Below are 18326 nucleotides of genomic sequence, written 5' to 3'. Positions count from 1 at the left end.
TCAGGCCACCCCGCAGAGTTGGCGCAGCAGCACCGTGTCCAGGTGCTGTTCCACCAGGTCGGCCAAGCGTTCGATGTCACGTTCGCGCAACGCTTCGTAGTCGATCGCCTGCACATCCTCCAGCCCAGCCCAGCGCAGCAGCGCGGCACATGACTGGCTGCCTTCGAACAAACCGTGCAGGTAGGTGGCGAGGATCTGGCCATCGGCACTGACAGCGCCATCACAGCGGCCATCGGCCAGGTGCACGGCGGGTTGCTCCAGGGCTGGGCCTGAGGTGACTCCGGCATGGATTTCATAACCGGCGACCGCTGCCGCTTCAAGGTTCAGCGTGCCAGCAACGTTGCGCAGTTGCTTGTCGGCTTCGAGTACCGTGGCATAGTCGAGCAGGCCGAGCCCCGGGCTTGAGCCAGCGGCCCCCTCCAGCCCCAGCGGGTCATGCACTTCGCGCCCGAGCATCTGCAACCCGCCACAGATACCGATCAGCTTGCCGCCATAACGCAGATGCCGCTCGATGGCCTTGTCCCATCCACGCTCGCGCAGCTGTGCCAGGTCGCCACGCACACTCTTGGAGCCCGGCAAAATGATCAGGTCGGCAGCCGGGATCGGCTGGCCTGGGCCGATGAACTGCAGGTCTACCTGCGGGTGCAGGCGCAGCGGGTCGAAGTCGGTGTGGTTGCTGATGCGCGGCAACACCGGCACGATCACCTTGAGTACACGCTCGTGCTTGGCGCCTTGGCGCACGTCGATACCGTCTTCGGCTTCCAGGTGCAAGTCGGTGACGTAGGGCAGTACGCCCAGTACCGGTTTGCCGGTGCGTTGCTCCAGCCAGTCCAACCCCGGTTGCAGCAGGGCGATATCGCCACGGAAGCGGTTGATCACAAAACCTTTGACCCGCGCCTGTTCACTGGGCGACAGCAATTCCAGCGTGCCCACCAGGTGGGCGAACACACCGCCACGGTTGATGTCGGCAACCAGGATCACCGGGCAGTCCACCGCTTCGGCGAAGCCCATGTTGGCGATATCGCCAGCACGCAGGTTGATCTCTGCCGGCGAGCCCGCCCCCTCGACCATGACTACCGGGTAGCTGGCACTCAGGCGCTGGTGCGATGCCAGCACCGCCTGCATGGCGATGACCTTGTAGTCGTGGTAAGCCACTGCGTTCATGCTGGTGACCGCACGGCCGTGGATGATCACCTGGGCACCGGTGTCGCTGTTGGGTTTGAGCAGCACCGGGTTCATGTCGGTGTGCGGTTGCAGGCGGCAGGCCTGGGCCTGCACTGCCTGGGCGCGGCCGATTTCACCACCATCGGCGGTCACCGCGCTGTTCAAGGCCATGTTCTGCGGCTTGAATGGCACCACGCCGACGCCCTGGCGCAGCAGCCAGCGGCACAGCGCGGTCACCAGCGTGCTCTTGCCGGCATCGGAGGTGGTGCCTTGCACCATGAGGGTGGTCATGCCGTTTCCTTTTGATAAGCCGCCAGGGCTTGGGCCAGGCGCTGTTCGTCCGCCGCGCAGCCGGGTAGCCCCAGGCGCACGGCCGCTGGCTGTTCGAACAGCCGCACCAGAATGCCGCGGCGGGCGAGAAAGTCGTGCAAATGTGCCGCATGTTCGCTGCGCACGTACTGGAACAGGTCGCAGCCACCGCTGGGCTCCAGGCCGACGCTGCGCAATGCGGCGGCAAGCCGTTGGCCGGCGGCGGCACAGCGCTCGGTTTGCTCGCGCTGGGCGGATTGGTCAGCCAGGCAAGCCTGGGCCAGCACCCGGGTCGGCCCGTTGACGGTCCACGGGCCGAGCAGTTCGGCCAGACGCAACAGCAGGCTGTGCTCAGCCATGACGAAGCCCAGACGCACGCCGGCCAGGCCGAAGAACTTGCCGAACGAGCGCAGCACGATCAGGCCTGGGCGTTCGGCGCAATCCACCACGCTGCCTGCCGGGGTGTTGTCCATGAATGCTTCGTCGACCAGCAACCAACCACCGCGTGCAGCCAGGCGAGCATGCCAAGCCAGCAAGCGCTCGCGCGATACCCGGTGGCCGGTCGGGTTGTTAGGGTTGACCAGCACCAGCACGTCAAGGCTGTCGAGCGTCGCCTCGACTTGCGCTTCATTCAATTCCAGCAGTGTGTGCCCTGCCCGCTGCCAGGCATACGGGTGCTCGGCATAGCACGGCGACAGCACCCCGACCCGGCCTGCCGCACGCAGCAGCGGCAAGGCCTGGATTGCCGCCTGCGAGCCGGCTACCGGCAGCAGCTGATGGGCGCCGTAATATGCGCGCGCGGCTTCTTCCAAGCCGTCCTCGGTCTCCGGCAGGCGGGCCCAGGCGTCGACGGGAATCGGCGGAATCGGGAATGACCAAGGCGCAATGCCACTGGACAGGTCGAGCCACTGCTCGCGGGCGATACCGTATTGCCGCATCGCGCGTAGCAGGCGGCCTCCGTGTTCAAGCATTGACATAGGCCCCCAGGCAGATCACCAGCAACCACAACCACACACCGCGCTGCACCAAGCTCCAGGCGCGCTCGATGGCATCGGCATCGGCTACAGGCCCTTCGCCCAGACGCGCTCGCTCATGCAGCTCACCGTGGTACACCGCCGGCCCCCCCAGCTCCACGCCTAGCGCACCGGCTCCGGCAGCCATCACCGGCCCGGCGTTGGGGCTGTCCCACAGCGGGCCCTGCTTGCGCCAGCAGGCCAGGGCCAGGCGGGTCTTGCCCAACAGCGCGTAGGTCAGCGCCACCAGCCTCGCGGGGATATAGTTGAGCACATCGTCGATGCGCGCCGCGCACCAGCCGAAACGCTCGAAACGCTCGTTGCGGTAGCCCCACATGGCATCCAGCGTGTTGCTCAGGCGGTACAACACCACGCCCGGCGCACCCGCCACCACGAACCAGAACAGCGCAGCGAACACCGCGTCGCTGCCGTTTTCCAGCACCGACTCGGTGGCCGCTCGGGCCACTGCTGGCTCGTCCAGTTCGCGGGTTTCGCGGCTGACCAGGTAGCCGACCCGGCGCCTGGCTTCCTCCAGGTCGCCCTGGCGCAAGGCATTGGCCACCGGTAGCACATGTTCCCCCAGGCTGCGCAGGCCCACGGCGCAGTACAGCGCCAACACGTCCACCAGCCAGCCGATATACGGCAGCCAGGACAGCACCAGGGCCACCAAGGTCAGCGGCACCACGGCCAAGAACCAGGCGCTCACGCCGTGGCTGCGCCAGCCGCGCCCGCCGGCATTCAGGCGGCGCTCGAGGTTACTGGCCATGTTGCCGAAGGCCACCAATGGGTGGCGCCGCTGCGGTTCGCCCAACAAGGCGTCCAGGGCTACCCCAGCCACGGTCAGCAAGGCCACGCTCATTGGCGCTCTCCCCATTGGTTTTCGTAAAGCATTTCACTCAAGGGCCGCTCTACGGCCCAGTTTTCCTGCACCAGCATCGGCACCGGATAGAACTCGGTGACCGGCCCCAGGCACAACACCGCGACCGGCTTGGCCCCAACCGGCATGCCCAGCAACGCCGCCAGCGCCAGCGGGTCGAACAGCGACACCCAGCCCATCCCCAGCCCTTCGCCACGCGCAGCCAGCCACAGGTTCTGGATGGCACAGGCCAGCGAGGCCAGGTCCATTTCCGGTAGGGTACGGCGGCCGAAGATATGCGGCTCGCGGTTGTCCATCAACGCCGCCACCAGCAGTTCGGCACAGTCGTTGATGCCTTCCACCTTCAGCTTCATGAAGGCATCGGATCGCTCGCCCAAGGCCTCGGCGGTGCGCACGCGCTCGGCCTCGACCAACGCCTGGATGCGGGTGCGCAGGCCTGGTTGGGTAATACGGATGAAACGCCACGGCTGCATCAGCCCGACACTAGGCGCCTGGTGCGCGGCGGCAAGCAAGCGGCCAAGCAGCTCTGGCGCCACCTGGCCACCGGCGAAATGGCGCATGTCGCGGCGCTCGCCGATGGCCCGGTAGATCGCGGCGCGTTCGGCGTCGCTGTAAGCGTGTTCGCTCATGGTCGCAACAGCGCCGCCGCCGCATCCGGGTGGGAGGGGAAGTAGAAGTGCACGTAAGAGGCTGTCAGCCGCCCCAGGCGATACACCGCTTCGTTGCCTCGCCCGCCGTTGGGGCTCAGCCCACGTGCGATCGGCGCCAGCGTGGTGCTGGTCAGCGAGTGGTGGTAGGTATGCCCTCGCAGGGTACCTTCCGGCAGCTCCACCGCCTGTAGCGCCAGGGCCGCCAGGCGCTTCTGCATGCTTGCCTCACCTGGCAGCAAGCCCAGCAGCTCGGCCCGTTCGCCAGCCACGTCAGTCAGGGCGTCGAGCAGGTACAGCATGCCGCCGCACTCGGCCAGCAACGGCTTGCCCTGCGCGTGATGGGCGCGGATCGCTTCGCACATCGGTGCGTTGGCGGCCAGCGCGTGGTGATGCAGCTCGGGATAGCCGCCAGGCAGGTACAGGCTGTCTACCACCGGCAGTTCACGGTCGTGCAGTGGCGAAAAGAACACCAGCTCCGCGCCGAGGTTGCGCAACAGGTCGAGGTTGGCGCCATAAATGAACGCGAACGCCTCGTCCCGCGCGACCCCAATACGCACACCGGCCAGCGAGGCCGCGCAGGCTTGCGGTTCGGGCTCGGCAAAGGCCACGGGTGGCGGTAACGCTGCGTCGCAACTGGCGCCCAGCGCCTCGGCGGCAGCGTCCAGGCGGGCATCCAGATCATTCAGCTCGCTGGCCTGCACCAGGCCCAGGTGGCGGCTAGGCAGCTCGATACCGCGCTCGCGGGACAAGCCGCCATACCAGCGCAGGCCTTCGGTCAGGCTGCCTTCCAGCAATTGCGCATGGCGCAGGCTGCCCACCCGGTTGGCCAGCACACCGGCGAACGGCAGGTCGGCCTGGTAACGCGCCAGGCCCAGGGCCAGGGCGCCAAACGTCTGGGCCATGGCCGTGCCGTCGATCACCGCCAGCACCGGCACGCCGAAGTGGCGGGCCAGGTCGGCGCTGGACGGGGTGCCGTCGAACAGCCCCATCACCCCTTCGATCAGAATCAGGTCGGCCTCGTCGGCGGCCTCCCACAGCAGGCGTCGGCTTTCTTCGGCACCGATCATCCACAGGTCCAGCTGGTACACCGGCGCGCCGCTGGCCCGTTCGAGAATCATCGGGTCCAGAAAGTCGGGCCCGCACTTGAACACCCGCACCTTACGCCCGAGGTTGCGGTGCAGGCGTGCCAAGGCAGCGGTGACGGTAGTCTTGCCTTGGCCAGAGGCCGGTGCCGCGATCAACACGGCGGGGCAATGGCGCGATCGACTCACAGTTCGACGCCCTTCTGTGCGCGGATACCGGCCTGGAAAGCGTGCTTGAGCATGCCCATCTCGGTCACGGTGTCGGCCAGCTCGATCATTTCATCCTTGGCCGCACGGCCGGTGACGATCACATGCTGCATCGGCGGACGGGCCTGGATGTCGGACAGCACCTGGTCCAGGTCGAGATAGCCGTGCTTGAGTGCGATGTTGAGCTCATCCAGCACCACGAACTGCACACTGGGGTCTTGCAGCAACTGGCGCGACACCGCCCAGGCGGCTTCAGCTGCGGCGATGTCACGCTGGCGGTCCTGGGTTTCCCAGGTAAAGCCCTCGCCCATCACGTGATAGCGCACCTGCTCGGGGAAGCGGCGGAAGAACAGTTCTTCGCCGGTACTGTTGCGGCCCTTGATGAACTGCACCACACCGCACTGCATGCCATGGCCCAAGGCGCGCGCGAGCATGCCGAAGGCCGAGCTGCTCTTGCCCTTGCCGTTGCCGGTCAGCACCAGCAGCAGGCCGCATTCGTTGGGGGAATTGGCGATGCGCTCGTCGATGACCGCCTTCTTGCGCTGCATGCGCGCCAGGTGGCGTTCGTCGCGTTCGGTGGATTCGCTCATAGGGTTCTCCGCTGGCTGGCACCACGGCAACGCGCGGCGGCAGGTAATAGGCAGGCAAACGGAGAACGCGCAGGGGCCACGGCAGGACGCCATGGTGCACCGCGCATCACCCTCCGTGATGCCGTTGGCAGTATCAGGCCGGTCTCCGGGCTTGTGAGTGGGCCTTGGGCCCTGGCCTGCGCGCCTTCCCGGATGCTTGCATCCAGTGGCCCTGCGCGGCCGCGACTCACTTACCGTTGCGGGGGCAGCGCCGGAATCGCGCCATGCTGGCGCCCACCGGCTTCCCAGTTTCACCCTGCTCAGTCGAGGCTGGCAGGGCACCTGAAACACGCGCGAAGGTTAGAGGGTTGTCCCCGGAGCGTCAATCGAAGCGACCATCGAGCCGTGGGGCTATCAGTCGGGGAAGAAGCGCTGCACTATCGAAGGCGTCCTGAATAACGCCCGATAGGTCTCCATGTCGAATGCAAGCCCTGTACGCAGATCGTAAACGGGGCGCCCCGTCGCAGGCTTGAAAACCTGCTTGAGCGTTACTTTCATGAAGCGATAATAATCGCCATAGACCTGTTCCAGCCCCTCTACCCGGAAGTAGTGGCCCGGCAGCATCAATGTTTCAGCCTCCTTCCAATACAGGGAAAACGCGCTGATCGGGGTAGCGTCGCGGTACTGACCGGCCGGCAACTCGAATATCACCGAACTGTCATCGAACAAGCCAGGTACAGCACCTGGCGCGCCGGCGAAGGGCAGGCTGGCGAATTCAGAAGCCATGTAGGGGTTCTCGGTAAACGAGGTCAGGTCGGTATTGACCAGCACGTCCCCAATACTCAACTGGCCATGGCGATAAGACTCCCCACCAGTCCCTCGAGAGCGGTTGCCGCCCCGGTAGAGCGTGACCTGGTTGCTCTTGGGCAACCGACCGAGGCTGTCGGCTAGGTCGGTGATGTAGGCGTCCTCATCTTCACCCTCAGCTTCATATTCGTATCGCCCGTGGCGGAACACATCGTTCACCTTCGACTCGTTGCTGGTGTACCACTCGATCAACGAGTTGAAGTACTCCCGCCGATAGCGATAGGAATAATAGAGCCTGCCATCGGCATTTACGCAGTCCAACCCCCTGGCATCGTGGCTCGGCTCCCGGCCCGCTTGAAGCTCAGCCACAGGCCAACGGTCCAGCAAGCGCTTCTGGCGCTCCAAAGCCCGTTCTGACAACGCTGTACTTTTCGCATCATCAACGGATGTGTAAACGTCCCAGAACGGCGAGCGCACGCTCGACGCGCCCTCTGCGGGCAACGGCGATCCCCCTTGCAACCGGGGCGGAACCAACAAATCCCATTCCCCCGCTTCGTTCAGGCGCACCGGCTTGAGCGGGACGAAGGCGTAAGGGTTGTCTGTGGGTACCACCAGCCACACGCCCAAGTCATGGCTGTAGCGCACCCTGTGCTCATGGCCTTTCAGATCGATCCAGCAACTGCCGTCATCGCTCATGCGAATGCCACGCATACGCCCGTCAGTACCGACCTCTCCAAGCTGTATCGCGTTGAGCTCCTGGCCTTCCACAGGAAGCTCAGCGTCGGTCGACACCTGCCAGTGCTCCAGGGCAACCCCCGTTTCATGGGGAGCAGCCTGGGCAGTCATGGTCTCTACTGTCGATTGCGCGCTTAGATCGATCAGGTAGAGGCTCGCGAACACGCTTTGCAACATGGCCGAACGCAACGCACGTTTGCGTGTATGTTCATCTGTCGCATGCCACGCTTCATCCAGGTCAAGCGCCACTTTGCCAATGCTCGCCCCCAGCAGCATCAGCGTCATCGGCCAGCCAAAAGGCACAAAGCTGCCAAAGATGCCCAGGAACGCCGAGAGATAACCACTCAGCATGACCCTGCGCAAACGGGCGTTATCGCGCATCATTTCAGCGACGTGCCGCATTTCAGCTTTGGCCTGGTCAGCCATGTAAGTGAACAGGTCAACCCGCAGCGGGCGCTCGAACAGCTTCAAGGCAATCAATGCCGCTTCGTCTGAACGGCTATTGGCGATACCACGCAAGTGCACCCTGATCAGGTTCCGCCCAGCGGTATCGTAGGGGTTGCTGTGCGCGCCGGCGATAAATGCCGTCAGTGCATCCTCAGACCTCAATTTGGCCGCCAACCAGCGTGCCATGGCCAATTCGGACTCGAATGCCGTCAACGCCTCCTCGGCCCAAGGCAGGTACGCAACCACGCGACCGTTCGGTGCCCGTAGCCCGAACATACTGCCTCTGTCCCCCGCACCAAACACATAACGGCTGACCGTCAACGGCTGGCCAGTACTGTCCTTTTGCAGTTTGCTGAGCGTGGGCCGCTCGTCATCTGCCAGATTGTCGACCGCCAAAGCGCGTAGAAGCCTGCGATCAGATACCGAAACCCGGCCGGCAAGTCGCGCCCCCGCGGTTGCGCCAAGCAGATTCACTTTGGCAAGGACACGAATTTCGCTTGCGTAAACAGACCAAAATCGCTCGACCTGCGCACGATAGAGCGTCGCAAAGTCCAACGCCCACAAGTCCTTCTGCACATCGCTGCCCAGCATGGGAATTTCATTACGCTCATCGAAGAAGGCGGCATGCGGGCCTTGCCGGTAGAACCCCCCTAACTGGTCGAGCTCATCTGTCGCATCTTGAAAATGGGCATCGAAACGTTCGACCACCAGTTCGCTCAATACCAGCGATTTCTGCGGCGGACCACTGTGCTGCCAACCGGTAAAACTGCGGCTACTGGTACTTGCGGTATTGAATTGGTGCCACCAGACAAAACGCGGGTCCATCTCTTTGCCGATGTGCTTGCGCACGATCTGCGCAGCATGTTGGCTGGCCAGCACATAGGGATCGGGGTAATCGCGCAGTATTTTATCGACCAACGCCACCAGCGGACGCGCTGCATCCGCCAATTCAAGGTCTTGGCGCATTTTTGCTTGGTTGCCGTTCATGGTCCTCTCCAAACCGGATATAGAGAGGCAACATGCTCATACAGGCTCGGCATCGACCTGAGGTAGATGTATACCGGCTTATGAGGACGCGGGCCGGCCGCCAACCGAGCGGGTAGCAGCCTTGCCTTGGCGTCTGCTTAGGGGTTCTGCGCCAGGTGCCCTTGCGGAATGACCCGCTTGGCCTGCAAATAAGCCTTGGCCCAGTAGCTGTTGGACAGGTAGTCCAGGCGCACGGTGCCACCTGTGGAAGGTGCGTGTACGAAACGCCCCTCGCCGACATAAATGCCCGCATGGCTGACTTGCGAACCACCACTGGTGGCGAAGAACACCAGGTCACCGGACTGCAACGCGTTGGCGTCCACTGTCGGTGCGCGCATGACGATCATTTCTCGCGTCGAACGCGGCAGGCTGATGCCGGCAGCATCACGGTACACATATTTGATCAGGCCACTGCAATCGAAGCCGGAGTCCGGCGTATTGCCGCCCCACCGATATGGCGTCCCGACCAGACCGATGGCGCGAATCAACACATCATCGGCTATCGGCGAAGCATCGGGCTGACTGTAGGTGACCTGCGGCACTACCACAGGGGCCGGCGCAGGCGCACGGCTGGAACAGGCAGCCAGTAATGCCGCCAGGGAGAGAAATGCGAAGCGCGCCATCTTTACCATGGCCAGAACATCCTGTCTGAGACCGAACGGCCGCAGCCGAAAAGAGTTGAGAATTTAGATTAGACGCTTTCTGTAAATGCGCACGGCGGCGAGCTTTTTTCAAAGCATCGCCGCCGCAGTAGGGTACATCATTTTGATATCAGTTGCGCGCGATGTTGGTCGGCGCCATGGCCAAGGCACGCTTGGCTTCAATGAAGGTCTTGCTCCAGTAGCGGTCACCGAGGCTGTCGATACGCACACCACCGCTGCGGCGGCTGCTGGAGTGGATGAACTGGTTGTCACCCAGGTAGATGCCAGCATGGCTTACGCGGCCACGGCCATTGGTGCTGAAGAACAGCAGGTCACCTGGCTTGAGCTTGTTGCGGGCTACTTTCGGGGCATCCACGTTGATCATTTCACGCGTGGAGCGCGGCAGGGTCATGCCCGCCTCTTCGCGGAACAGGTAACCGATGAAGCCACTGCAGTCGAAGCCGGATTTTTCCGAGGTACCACCGAAGCGGTAGCGGGTGCCGATCAGCGACATGCCGCGCTCCAGAATGCTGTCAGCCAGAACTGGCAGCTGGTAAGGCTTGCTGCTGGAGAAGGACGCCAGGTCATCTTCAGTGGCCAGCTCTTCCGGTTCGCCGAATACCGACGAGGACGAAGCCTTGGCCTTGATTGCCGATTGTGCGGCGATAGGGGTGTGATCCTGGAGCTCTGAATGAGAAGCGGGGCCTTGGGCCGCGCAGCCAAAAAGCAGGGTCACGAGTGCGAGTGGCACGAGGGGTGCGAAGCGCTTCAGCATGGGCACGACCGTGTCTGTAATCCTTTAGAAGGGTGAAACTATGCCCTCTATCATGGCCATTTGCAAATTTTATCGAAAAAGATGTGACTTTTTTGTTTTACCGCTCTGGCCCAGCGTTTTCAGGGGGTTACCAACCGAGAGTTTCCTTGAGGAACGGGATGGTGAGCTTGCGTTGTGCCTGCAGCGAGGCCTGGTCGAGGCGTTCGAGCAGGTCGAACAGCGCGCTCATGCTCCGAGCGCCACGGGTGAGGATGAAATGGCCGACTTCGTCGGTGAGGTGCAAGCCACGGCGCGAAGCACGCAGTTGCAAGGCGCGCAGCTTGTCTTCGTCGGACAGGCCACGCATCTGGAACACCAAGGCCAGGGTCAGCCGCGACTTCAGGTCCGGCAGCTTGATCGGCAGTTCGCGCGGTGATGCCGAAGCCGCCAGCAGCAAACGCCGGCCGCTGTCGCGCAGGCGGTTGAACAGGTGGAACATAGCCTCTTCCCAGTCGGCCTTGCCAGCGATGACGTGCAGGTCGTCGATGCACACCAGTTCGTACTGGGCCAGGTAGTCGAGCAGCTCTACGCCGCGATCGAGCAGTTGCGCCAGCGGCAAGTAGACAGCGGGTTCGCCACGTTGCTGGAAGCGATGGGTGGCGGCCTGCAGCAGGTGGGAACGGCCAACACCCTGCTTGCCCCACAGGTAGATAAGGCTCTCGGTCCAGCCGGCGTCGGCTTCGCATAGCCGCTCGACGTAACCCAATGCCGCAGCATTGGCGCCCGGATAGTAGTTGATGAAGGTGGCGTCATCGCGCAGGCGCACACCCAGGGGCAACTGGATCGGTGGTTTCATGCTCGCGGGCGGTCGACAGGACCGCAGGGGGCCTTTGGTGAACAATGTGCAAAGTCTATACCCGCAACGCGGGGCGCACAATCTCGACTGCGGATAGCACAAGCAAAATCAATAAGTTGCGTTGTAATCACCCGCGCACACCTTCAGTGTAGGAGCAGTCTTGCGCTGCGAAGGGGCCAGTAAAGCCCGTCAATTTGCATCGCATTCAATGGCCTCTTCGCAGCACAAGGCTGCTCCCACCAGGGTCACCACCACAAGCGGGCTACAAATCCGGGTCGATATCCCCGGCGTACATGTCCGACTCTTTGTACAGGTCATGCATATGCCGCAGCAGCACCATGATCACTGCCGCCACCGGAAGCGCCAGCAGCACCCCGGTAAAGCCGAACAACTCACCACCGGCGAGGATGGCAAAAATCACCGCTACCGGGTGCAGGCCGATGCGATCGCCCACCAGCAGCGGAGTCAGCACCATACCCTCCAGCGCCTGCCCGACCATAAACACCGCAACGATGCCCAACATCGGATACAAGTCACCGCCGAACTGGAACAGGCCAGCCACCAACGCAGCACCGATGCCAATGATGAAGCCCATGTAGGGCACGATGGCCGCAAGGCCCGCGAGCATGCCAATGAGCAGGCCCAGTTCGAGCCCCACCAGCATGAGCCCGGCCGAATAGATGATACCCAGGGCCAGCATCACCATCAGTTGCCCGCGCACGAATGCCCCCAGCACTTCATGGCATTCGCCTGCCAGGCCCATCACTTGCGGCTCACGCTGGCGCGGTAGCAGGCCACGCAGCTTACCCATCATCAGGTCCCAATCGCGCAGCAGATAGAAGCCCACCACCGGGATCAGCACCATGTTGGCCAGCCAGGCCATCAACGCCAGGCTGGAAGCGGTGGCATGGGACAGCAACATGCCGACGATATCGGTGGTTTGGCCCATGTGCGCGCCAATGGCCGCCTTGATCTTGTCGAACTTCCAGAAACCATCGGCCAGGCCCAGACGGCCCTGCACCCACGGCAGCGCTACCTGCTCAAGCCAGTCGAGCATCTGCGGCGCCAATTCGTACAAGCGCACCAGCTGCTTGGCCAGCATCGGCACGAGCACCAGCAGCAAAGCCAGCAGCACCAGCGTGAACAGGCCGAATACCACGACGACTCCCCAGGTACGCGACAACCCCAGCCGCTCGAGGCGATCGACCAGCGGGTCGGCCAGGTAGGCCAGCAGAATGCCGACCAGGAACGGGGTAAGAATATTGTGCAGGCTATAAAGCAGCACAGCGATAAGCAGGGCAGCACCCAGCCAGATCCAACGACGCATGTCGGTCACGAAGTGCTCCTCTTACCAGCGAAAACGCAGGCCGTCGAACGGCTTGGGGGCTGGCTGCACTGGCGCGGGCTGCCCAGCGGCGGCATCCACTGCCGGTGACGGCGTGGCAATTACCGCAGGCGCCTGCTCTGCCGGCACTTCCTGCAGCTTGGCCAAGCCAAGCTGGGCGCGCAGTTGCTCACGATTGCCAGTCACCCCGTAGGTCAGGGTAGTGCCTTCGGCCATTTGCAAGCGCGGGCCATAAGGTTCCAGCACACGGGCCAGCTCGGCGTAGCGCTGCAGGTTCATGCCCTGCACTTGCAGTTGCAATTGGCTGCTGGCGCCTGGCCGGGTGACGTAGCGCGGTGCCAGGCGACTGCTTACCGCCAGCATCACGGCATCGGCCAAGGCTGCCTGGTCGGCGCCCTCGGCATTGCCCTGCTCACGCTGATCGCCCAGCCACAGCTGCCATTTGCCCTGCCACTTGCCGTCGGCCTCCTGGGCATGCACCGCCAGCAAGGCATCGGCACCATAGCGCTCGGAGGCTTCACGCAGCGGCGCCGGGTCGCTGCCTTCGAGCTGCTTGGCATTGGCAACCAATTGCTCCTGCAGGTCGGCCAGCGGCAAGCGCAGCGGCAGGCCGCGGTGCTGGGCGGCGCGGCGCAGCGGTTGGGCACTGGCTTGGCCATCCCCCACCAGGTTGCTGCCCTCGACACTGTCGTTCAGCCACCACCCCAGGATCGAGGGCCGGTTGCTGCCCCACAGGGCCAGGCCAGCCTTGCGCAACGCCCGCTCGGTACTGCCAGGGTCGAACTCGACCACCACCGACTCGGGCGGGCCGGCTTCGCTGCCGACCTGGTTGATGATTTGCTGAGGATCTTTGCGCAGCTCGGCCAACGCCGGGCTTTGCGCTGCCTTGGGGTCGCCGGTCAGACGCAGCACCAGCGTGTCGAGAGCTGCGGCAGTGGCCGCGGTCCGGGCTTCGGCGCCCTGCCCGGTGACCGGTTCGCGCACCTGATAAAGGCCGGAGACATTTTCAGCCAGGGCAGTGGCCGAGATCAGGGCCAGGCAACCGGCTGCCAGAATATTGAACAAACGCATGGAGGATTCCTGTCCAGTTACCGCAATGCCTATACCTTATACACGGGGGCGCAAGGTAACCAGTCGCGTGGGGGTGAAAGATTGGTTGCGGGGTGTTGTCGGAAGGTGCGTCGGGTCTGACAGGTGTTCGCCGCAACAGGTTCAGCGCCTGTGAAATCGAGCGCCGCCCGCGCGGCGCTTCGCAGCACAAGGCTGCTCCTACATTTGTTTCGGGCCAATAACGCCTGAAGCAATGGCGCACGGCCCCTGGGTGTCCTCACTAATTACCTATTTTCATGCCCTGCCCGTCGGCCTGAGGATGGCCGCTGCCCGGCAACCCTGATAAAATCGCGCGCCTTCACAGACCACTGACGTTTCAGGCAGCCGCCGCTTACCCGCCGGCCTTGGCCGTCATGGTCGTTTTTAAGAATCCCTCCCTCCTAAAGGCCTGGATCAATGAGCAAGCAACCCTCCCTGAGCTACAAGGACGCCGGTGTAGACATCGACGCCGGCGAAGCACTGGTCGAACGCATCAAGGGCGTGGCAAAACGCACCGCACGCCCTGAAGTCATGGGTGGCCTGGGCGGCTTCGGCGCCCTCTGCGAGATCCCGGCCGGCTACAAGCAGCCGGTGCTGGTCTCCGGCACCGACGGCGTCGGCACCAAGCTGCGCCTGGCATTGAACCTGAACAAGCACGACAGCATCGGCCAGGACCTGGTCGCCATGTGCGTCAACGACCTGGTGGTGTGCGGCGCCGAGCCGCTGTTCTTCCTGGACTACTACGCCACTGGCAAGCTGAACGTAGACGTGGCCGCCACCGTGGTCACCGGCATCGGCGCCGGTTGCGAACTGGCCGGCTGCTCGCTGGTCGGTGGTGAAACCGCCGAAATGCCTGGCATGTACGAAGGCGAAGACTATGACCTGGCCGGCTTCTGCGTCGGCGTGGTGGAAAAGGCCGACATCATCGACGGTTCCAAGGTTGCCACCGGCGACGCGCTGATCGCCCTGCCGTCTTCGGGCCCGCACTCCAACGGCTACTCGCTGATCCGCAAGATTCTCGAAGTGTCGGCTACCGACATCGAGAACACCCAGTTGGACGGCAAGCCACTGACCGACCTGCTGATGGCGCCGACCCGCATCTACGTCAAGCCGCTGCTGCAGTTGATCAAGAACACTGGCGCAGTCAAGGCCATGGCCCACATCACCGGTGGCGGCCTGCTGGACAACATCCCGCGCGTGCTGCCGAAAAACGCCCAGGCCGTGGTGGACGTGGCCAGCTGGCAGCGCCCGGCGGTATTCGACTTCCTGCAGGAAAAAGGCAACGTCGACGAGCATGAAATGCACCGCGTACTGAACTGCGGCGTGGGCATGGTCATCTGCGTAGCGCAGGACCAGGTCGAAGCCGCCCTGAACGAACTGCGCGCCGCCGGTGAGCAGCCATGGGTGATCGGCCACATCGCCGAAGCCGCCGAAGGCGCCGCCCAGGTCGAGCTGCAAAACCTCAAGGCACACTGATGCCGAGCAAGACCTGCAATGTAGTGGTACTGCTGTCGGGCTCCGGCAGCAACCTGCAAGCCCTGCTCGACAGTTGCCAAGGCCAGGACAGCCCGGTGCGTATCCGCGCGGTGGTTTCCAACCGCGCCGATGCCTACGGCCTGCAACGTGCCACGGCGGCCGGTGTCGACAGCGCCGTGCTTGACCACACCCAGTTCGACGGCCGTGAAGCCTTCGATGCCGCGCTGATGGCGTGCATCGACGGCTTTGCCCCGGACCTGGTGGTGCTGGCCGGTTTCATGCGCATCCTCAGTGGCGACTTCGTGCGCCACTATCAGGGCCGCCTGCTCAATATCCACCCGTCGCTGCTGCCCAAGTACAAAGGCCTGCATACCCACCGTCGGGCGCTGGAAGCAGGCGACGCCGAGCATGGCTGCAGCGTACACTTCGTGACTGAGGAACTCGATGGCGGCCCACTGGTCGTACAGGCTGTGGTACCGGTGGCGTCTGACGACACCGTCGAAAGCCTGGCCCAACGGGTACACCGTCAGGAACACCTGATCTACCCGCTGGCGGTGCGCTGGTTCGCTGAAGGGCGCTTGCGTCTTGGCGAACAGGGTGCATTACTGGACGGCCAGCCACTGGCGGCCAGCGGTCACTTGATTCGATCCTAGGAGAATTTATGCGTCGCGCCCTGCTCTTGGCTCTCGCCGTGCTCGCCCTGCCCCTTCAGGCAGCTGATCTGAAGCCGTTCTCGGCCAGCTACACCGCCGACTGGAAGCAACTGCCCATGAGCGGCACCGCCGAGCGCAGCCTGGTCAAAAATGCCAACGGTACCTGGGACCTTAACTTCAAGGCTTCCATGATGATCGCCAGCCTGACCGAGCAAAGCACCCTGCGCCTGGAAAACGACACCCTGCTGCCGCAGAAGTATCACTTCGAGCGCGGCGGCCTGGGCAAGGCGAAGAAGGTCGACCTGAGCTTTGACTGGAACGCCAAGAAAGTCACCGGCAGCGACCGTGGCGATGCCGTCAGCCTGCCGCTGAACCGCGGCGTGCTGGACAAGTCGTCCTACCAGCTGGCCCTGCAGCATGATGTGGCCGCCGGCAAGAAGAGCATGACCTACCAAGTGGTTGACGGTGACGAAATCGACACCTACGACTTCCGCGTACTGGGCACCGAAAAGGTCACCACCAAGACCGGCCAGGTGGATGCGGTGAAGGTCGAGCGCGTGCGCGACCCAAGCCAGAGCAAGCGCATTACCGAACTGTGGTTTGCCAAGAACTGGGACTACCTGCTGGTGCAACTGCGCCAGGTAGAAACTGATGGCAAGGAGTACGTGATCGTGCTGCAGGATGGCACGGTCGATGGCAAGCCGGTGAAAGGTAACTGAGCCTGCGTTGCCTGCAGCACCTGAAGCCCCGCCCAGTGCGGGGCTTTTTAATGCCTGCACCGGCCTCTTCGCAGCACAAGGCTGCTCCTACAGGTATCGTGCCTTCTGTGTAGGAGCAGCCTTGTGCTGCGAAGAGGCCGGTACAGGCAACACACCTCCTAGCTCCATGAAACTTGTTTCATCCCCGTTTTATTTACTTAGCCTGCTAACAAACTCTATAAAGAGGGTGTGCGACACACTGTCGCAGCCATCTGAAGAAGTGGAGTTTACCGATGACTGTCCAAGTAACCGAACGCGACGAATCGAAAATGTCCCACGAAGGCCTGGCCGCTGGCGTGCGGATTTGGGATGTGCACCAACAAGGCCAACTGGTGGGCATGTTCCACAACGAGCATGAAGCACATCAGTACCGCATGGAACTGGAAGACCTGGAAAACCAGCGCACCACGCAATGACCCTGTCTTCAAATGAAAAACCCCGCCAAGGCGGGGTTTTTCGGGTTTACCACATCAGATCATCAGGGATCTTGTAGGCCGCATACGGGTCGTCTTCGTCCGCTTCCTCGACATGGGTGTTCAGCAGCAGGATGCGGCTTGGGTCGCGCTCCTGGATCTTCACTGCCGCCTCACGGGGAATGACCTCGTAACCACCGGCATGGGCGACCACGGCAAGCGCGCCATTGCTCAGCTTGGTCCGCATCAGGGCGTTGACTGCGATGCGCTTGACCTTCTTGTCGTCGACGAAGTTGTAGTAATCCTCGGTATTGAGCTTAGGCAGGCGGGTGGCTTCGATCAGTTGCTTGATCTGCGCGGCACGGGCTTTCTGCTCGGCCTTTTCCTGCTGCTGGCGGTTCAGCTCCTGGTCGCGCTTGACCTTTTCGGCCATGGCTTCCTTGGCCATGCGCTGCTGGCTGTCGTCGACTTCGACCTGGCCTTTGTGCTCCATGCGCTTCTGTTTCTTTTCAGCTTTGTTGGTCTGCGAGACCTGTTTCTGGTTGACCAGACCGGCTTTGAGCAATTGGTCGCGAAGGGAAAGGCTCATGAATGTTCACTCACTTATGCAACAGCTCAGCCGCAGCTGGGCAGGTTCTTTTCCTGACGTTTGGCTTCCCCCCAAAGGGCGTCCAGTTCGTCAAGGTTACAATCTTCAATGGGGCGCCCACTGTCGCGCAATGCCTGTTCGATAAAACGGAAACGTCGCTCGAACTTGCGATTGGCGCGGCGCAGGGCGTGCTCAGGGTCGTGTTTGAGGTGACGAGCCAGGTTGACCGCGGCGAACAGCAGGTCGCCCACTTCATCTTCGAGGGCATCGGCATCACCGTCGGCCATGGCTTGCAGCACTTCATCCAGTTCTTCGCGGACCTTGTCCAGCACCGGCAATGCCGCCGGCCAGTCGAAACCGACCGTGGCCGCGCGTTTCTGCAGTTTGGCTGCCCGCGACAGTGCCGGCAAGGCTGCCGGTACATCGTCGAGCAACGACAGTTGTTCGGGCTGGCTTTTTTCCGCGCGCTCTTCGGCTTTGATTTCTTCCCAGCGCGACTTGACCTGGGCCTCGCTCAGGCTAGGGGTATCCACCGGCGCATACAGCTCGCCAGTGGGGAACACATGCGGGTGGCGGCGGATGAGCTTGCGGGTGATGCTGTCGACTACGCCGTCGAACTCGAAACGCCCCTCCTCCCTGGCCAGCTGGCTGTAGTAGACCACCTGGAACAGCAAATCGCCCAGCTCGCCTTGCAGGTGCTCGAAATCGCCGCGCTCGATGGTGTCGGCGACTTCATAGGCCTCTTCGATGGTGTGCGGGACGATGCTCGCGTAGTTCTGCTTCAGGTCCCATGGGCAGCCGTACTGCGGGTCGCGCAGGCGGGCCATGAGGTGCAGCAGGTCTTCGAGGGTGTAGGTCATGTAGGC

Annotated in this window: 18 protein-coding genes and 1 riboswitch; of the genes, 4 read left to right on the top strand and 14 right to left on the bottom strand. The window is 63.1% G+C overall.

Annotated elements, in window-relative coordinates; translation table 11 throughout:
• From ACNFBR_RS04790 to ACNFBR_RS04735, 12 genes are all read right to left on the bottom strand, one after another.
• Positions 1 to 1455 carry a cobyric acid synthase gene (locus ACNFBR_RS04790; RefSeq protein ID WP_416733875.1) on the bottom strand — a complete coding sequence of 485 codons (1455 nt, stop codon included), beginning with the start codon at positions 1453 to 1455 and terminating at the stop codon, positions 1 to 3.
• Positions 1452 to 2444 carry a threonine-phosphate decarboxylase CobD gene (gene cobD / locus ACNFBR_RS04785; protein WP_416733874.1) on the bottom strand — a complete coding sequence of 331 codons (993 nt, stop codon included), beginning with the start codon at positions 2442 to 2444 and terminating at the stop codon, positions 1452 to 1454. The genes ACNFBR_RS04790 and cobD overlap by 4 nt, the downstream gene beginning before the upstream one ends.
• On the bottom strand, positions 2437 to 3345 hold the full coding sequence (gene cbiB / locus ACNFBR_RS04780; protein WP_416733873.1) for an adenosylcobinamide-phosphate synthase CbiB: 909 nt from the start codon (positions 3343 to 3345) through the stop codon (positions 2437 to 2439). Before cbiB ends, cobD begins: the two co-directional genes overlap by 8 nt.
• On the bottom strand, positions 3342 to 3992 hold the full coding sequence (gene bluB / locus ACNFBR_RS04775; protein WP_416733872.1) for a 5,6-dimethylbenzimidazole synthase: 651 nt from the start codon (positions 3990 to 3992) through the stop codon (positions 3342 to 3344). The genes cbiB and bluB overlap by 4 nt, the downstream gene beginning before the upstream one ends.
• On the bottom strand, positions 3989 to 5284 hold the full coding sequence (locus tag ACNFBR_RS04770) for a cobyrinate a,c-diamide synthase (protein ID WP_416733871.1): 1296 nt from the start codon (positions 5282 to 5284) through the stop codon (positions 3989 to 3991). Before ACNFBR_RS04770 ends, bluB begins: the two co-directional genes overlap by 4 nt.
• On the bottom strand, positions 5281 to 5892 hold the full coding sequence (gene cobO, locus ACNFBR_RS04765) for a cob(I)yrinic acid a,c-diamide adenosyltransferase (protein WP_012270953.1): 612 nt from the start codon (positions 5890 to 5892) through the stop codon (positions 5281 to 5283). The genes ACNFBR_RS04770 and cobO overlap by 4 nt, the downstream gene beginning before the upstream one ends.
• Positions 5893 to 6010: 118 nt before the next feature.
• A riboswitch (cobalamin riboswitch) is annotated at positions 6011 to 6232 on the bottom strand.
• A gap of 53 nt (positions 6233 to 6285) precedes the next feature.
• Positions 6286 to 8847: a dermonecrotic toxin domain-containing protein gene (locus ACNFBR_RS04760; RefSeq protein ID WP_416733870.1), complete on the bottom strand. Its 2562-nt coding sequence runs from the start codon at positions 8845 to 8847 to the stop codon at positions 6286 to 6288.
• Between the two features lie 137 nt (positions 8848 to 8984).
• Entirely contained in the window at positions 8985 to 9518 is a 534-nt protein-coding gene (locus ACNFBR_RS04755) for a C40 family peptidase (protein ID WP_416733869.1), read from the bottom strand.
• Between the two features lie 139 nt (positions 9519 to 9657).
• Positions 9658 to 10302, bottom strand: a complete 645-nt coding sequence (locus tag ACNFBR_RS04750; protein ID WP_416733868.1) for a C40 family peptidase — start codon at positions 10300 to 10302, stop codon at positions 9658 to 9660.
• Positions 10303 to 10429: 127 nt separating this feature from the next.
• On the bottom strand, positions 10430 to 11137 hold the full coding sequence (gene hda / locus ACNFBR_RS04745; RefSeq protein WP_003252443.1) for a DnaA regulatory inactivator Hda: 708 nt from the start codon (positions 11135 to 11137) through the stop codon (positions 10430 to 10432).
• A 262-nt stretch (positions 11138 to 11399) separates the two neighbouring features.
• The gene (locus ACNFBR_RS04740) at positions 11400 to 12473 is read right to left on the bottom strand and encodes an AI-2E family transporter (RefSeq protein WP_416733867.1); all 1074 of its coding nucleotides are present in this window, start codon (positions 12471 to 12473) and stop codon (positions 11400 to 11402) included.
• A 12-nt stretch (positions 12474 to 12485) separates the two neighbouring features.
• Positions 12486 to 13553 carry a DUF2066 domain-containing protein gene (locus tag ACNFBR_RS04735; protein WP_416733866.1) on the bottom strand — a complete coding sequence of 356 codons (1068 nt, stop codon included), beginning with the start codon at positions 13551 to 13553 and terminating at the stop codon, positions 12486 to 12488.
• A gap of 435 nt (positions 13554 to 13988) precedes the next feature.
• On the opposite strand from ACNFBR_RS04735, the gene purM reads away from it, so the two are divergent.
• The 4 genes from purM to ACNFBR_RS04715 all read left to right on the top strand — a co-directional run bounded on the left by purM (position 13989) and on the right by ACNFBR_RS04715 (position 16874).
• Positions 13989 to 15047: a phosphoribosylformylglycinamidine cyclo-ligase gene (purM, locus tag ACNFBR_RS04730; protein ID WP_233690024.1), complete on the top strand. Its 1059-nt coding sequence runs from the start codon at positions 13989 to 13991 to the stop codon at positions 15045 to 15047.
• Positions 15047 to 15700: a phosphoribosylglycinamide formyltransferase gene (purN, locus tag ACNFBR_RS04725; protein WP_416733865.1), complete on the top strand. Its 654-nt coding sequence runs from the start codon at positions 15047 to 15049 to the stop codon at positions 15698 to 15700. The genes purM and purN overlap by 1 nt, the downstream gene beginning before the upstream one ends.
• An 8-nt stretch (positions 15701 to 15708) precedes the next feature.
• A complete protein-coding gene (locus ACNFBR_RS04720; protein ID WP_416733864.1) occupies positions 15709 to 16419 on the top strand; it encodes a DUF3108 domain-containing protein in 711 nt (236 codons plus the stop codon).
• Between the two features lie 272 nt (positions 16420 to 16691).
• Positions 16692 to 16874 carry a hypothetical protein gene (locus tag ACNFBR_RS04715; protein ID WP_416733863.1) on the top strand — a complete coding sequence of 61 codons (183 nt, stop codon included), beginning with the start codon at positions 16692 to 16694 and terminating at the stop codon, positions 16872 to 16874.
• Positions 16875 to 16920: 46 nt separating this feature from the next.
• On the opposite strand, the gene ACNFBR_RS04710 is transcribed toward ACNFBR_RS04715, so the two are convergent.
• Both ACNFBR_RS04710 and mazG read right to left on the bottom strand, forming a co-directional pair.
• On the bottom strand, positions 16921 to 17460 hold the full coding sequence (locus tag ACNFBR_RS04710) for a DUF2058 domain-containing protein (RefSeq protein ID WP_416733862.1): 540 nt from the start codon (positions 17458 to 17460) through the stop codon (positions 16921 to 16923).
• Between the two features lie 26 nt (positions 17461 to 17486).
• Entirely contained in the window at positions 17487 to 18320 is an 834-nt protein-coding gene (gene mazG / locus ACNFBR_RS04705) for a nucleoside triphosphate pyrophosphohydrolase (RefSeq protein WP_416733861.1), read from the bottom strand.
• Positions 18321 to 18326 lie beyond the last annotated feature (6 nt).

This window comes from Pseudomonas sp. NY11955 (genome assembly GCF_048068035.1).
GTDB lineage: Bacteria > Pseudomonadota > Gammaproteobacteria > Pseudomonadales > Pseudomonadaceae > Aquipseudomonas.
Note: the sequence above shows the minus strand (reverse complement) of the source record. Positions and strands in the feature narration are given on the sequence as shown.

Bases quoted from the DNA above. Each gene is read 5' to 3' on its own strand.
- ACNFBR_RS04790 (WP_416733875.1), bottom strand. From the start codon at position 1,455: ATGACCACCCTCATGGTGCAAGGCACCACCTCCGATGCCGGCAAGAGC.
- cobD (WP_416733874.1), bottom strand. From the start codon at position 2,444: ATGCTTGAACACGGAGGCCGCCTGCTACGCGCGATGCGGCAATACGGT.
- cbiB (WP_416733873.1), bottom strand. From the start codon at position 3,345: ATGAGCGTGGCCTTGCTGACCGTGGCTGGGGTAGCCCTGGACGCCTTG.
- bluB (WP_416733872.1), bottom strand. From the start codon at position 3,992: ATGAGCGAACACGCTTACAGCGACGCCGAACGCGCCGCGATCTACCGG.
- cobO (WP_012270953.1), bottom strand. From the start codon at position 5,892: ATGAGCGAATCCACCGAACGCGACGAACGCCACCTGGCGCGCATGCAG.
- ACNFBR_RS04760 (WP_416733870.1), bottom strand. From the start codon at position 8,847: ATGAACGGCAACCAAGCAAAAATGCGCCAAGACCTTGAATTGGCGGAT.
- ACNFBR_RS04755 (WP_416733869.1), bottom strand. From the start codon at position 9,518: ATGGTAAAGATGGCGCGCTTCGCATTTCTCTCCCTGGCGGCATTACTG.
- ACNFBR_RS04750 (WP_416733868.1), bottom strand. From the start codon at position 10,302: ATGCTGAAGCGCTTCGCACCCCTCGTGCCACTCGCACTCGTGACCCTG.
- hda (WP_003252443.1), bottom strand. From the start codon at position 11,137: ATGAAACCACCGATCCAGTTGCCCCTGGGTGTGCGCCTGCGCGATGAC.
- ACNFBR_RS04735 (WP_416733866.1), bottom strand. From the start codon at position 13,553: ATGCGTTTGTTCAATATTCTGGCAGCCGGTTGCCTGGCCCTGATCTCG.
- purM (WP_233690024.1), top strand. From the start codon at position 13,989: ATGAGCAAGCAACCCTCCCTGAGCTACAAGGACGCCGGTGTAGACATC.
- purN (WP_416733865.1), top strand. From the start codon at position 15,047: ATGCCGAGCAAGACCTGCAATGTAGTGGTACTGCTGTCGGGCTCCGGC.
- ACNFBR_RS04720 (WP_416733864.1), top strand. From the start codon at position 15,709: ATGCGTCGCGCCCTGCTCTTGGCTCTCGCCGTGCTCGCCCTGCCCCTT.
- ACNFBR_RS04715 (WP_416733863.1), top strand. From the start codon at position 16,692: ATGACTGTCCAAGTAACCGAACGCGACGAATCGAAAATGTCCCACGAA.
- ACNFBR_RS04710 (WP_416733862.1), bottom strand. From the start codon at position 17,460: ATGAGCCTTTCCCTTCGCGACCAATTGCTCAAAGCCGGTCTGGTCAAC.
- mazG (WP_416733861.1), bottom strand. From the start codon at position 18,320: ATGACCTACACCCTCGAAGACCTGCTGCACCTCATGGCCCGCCTGCGC.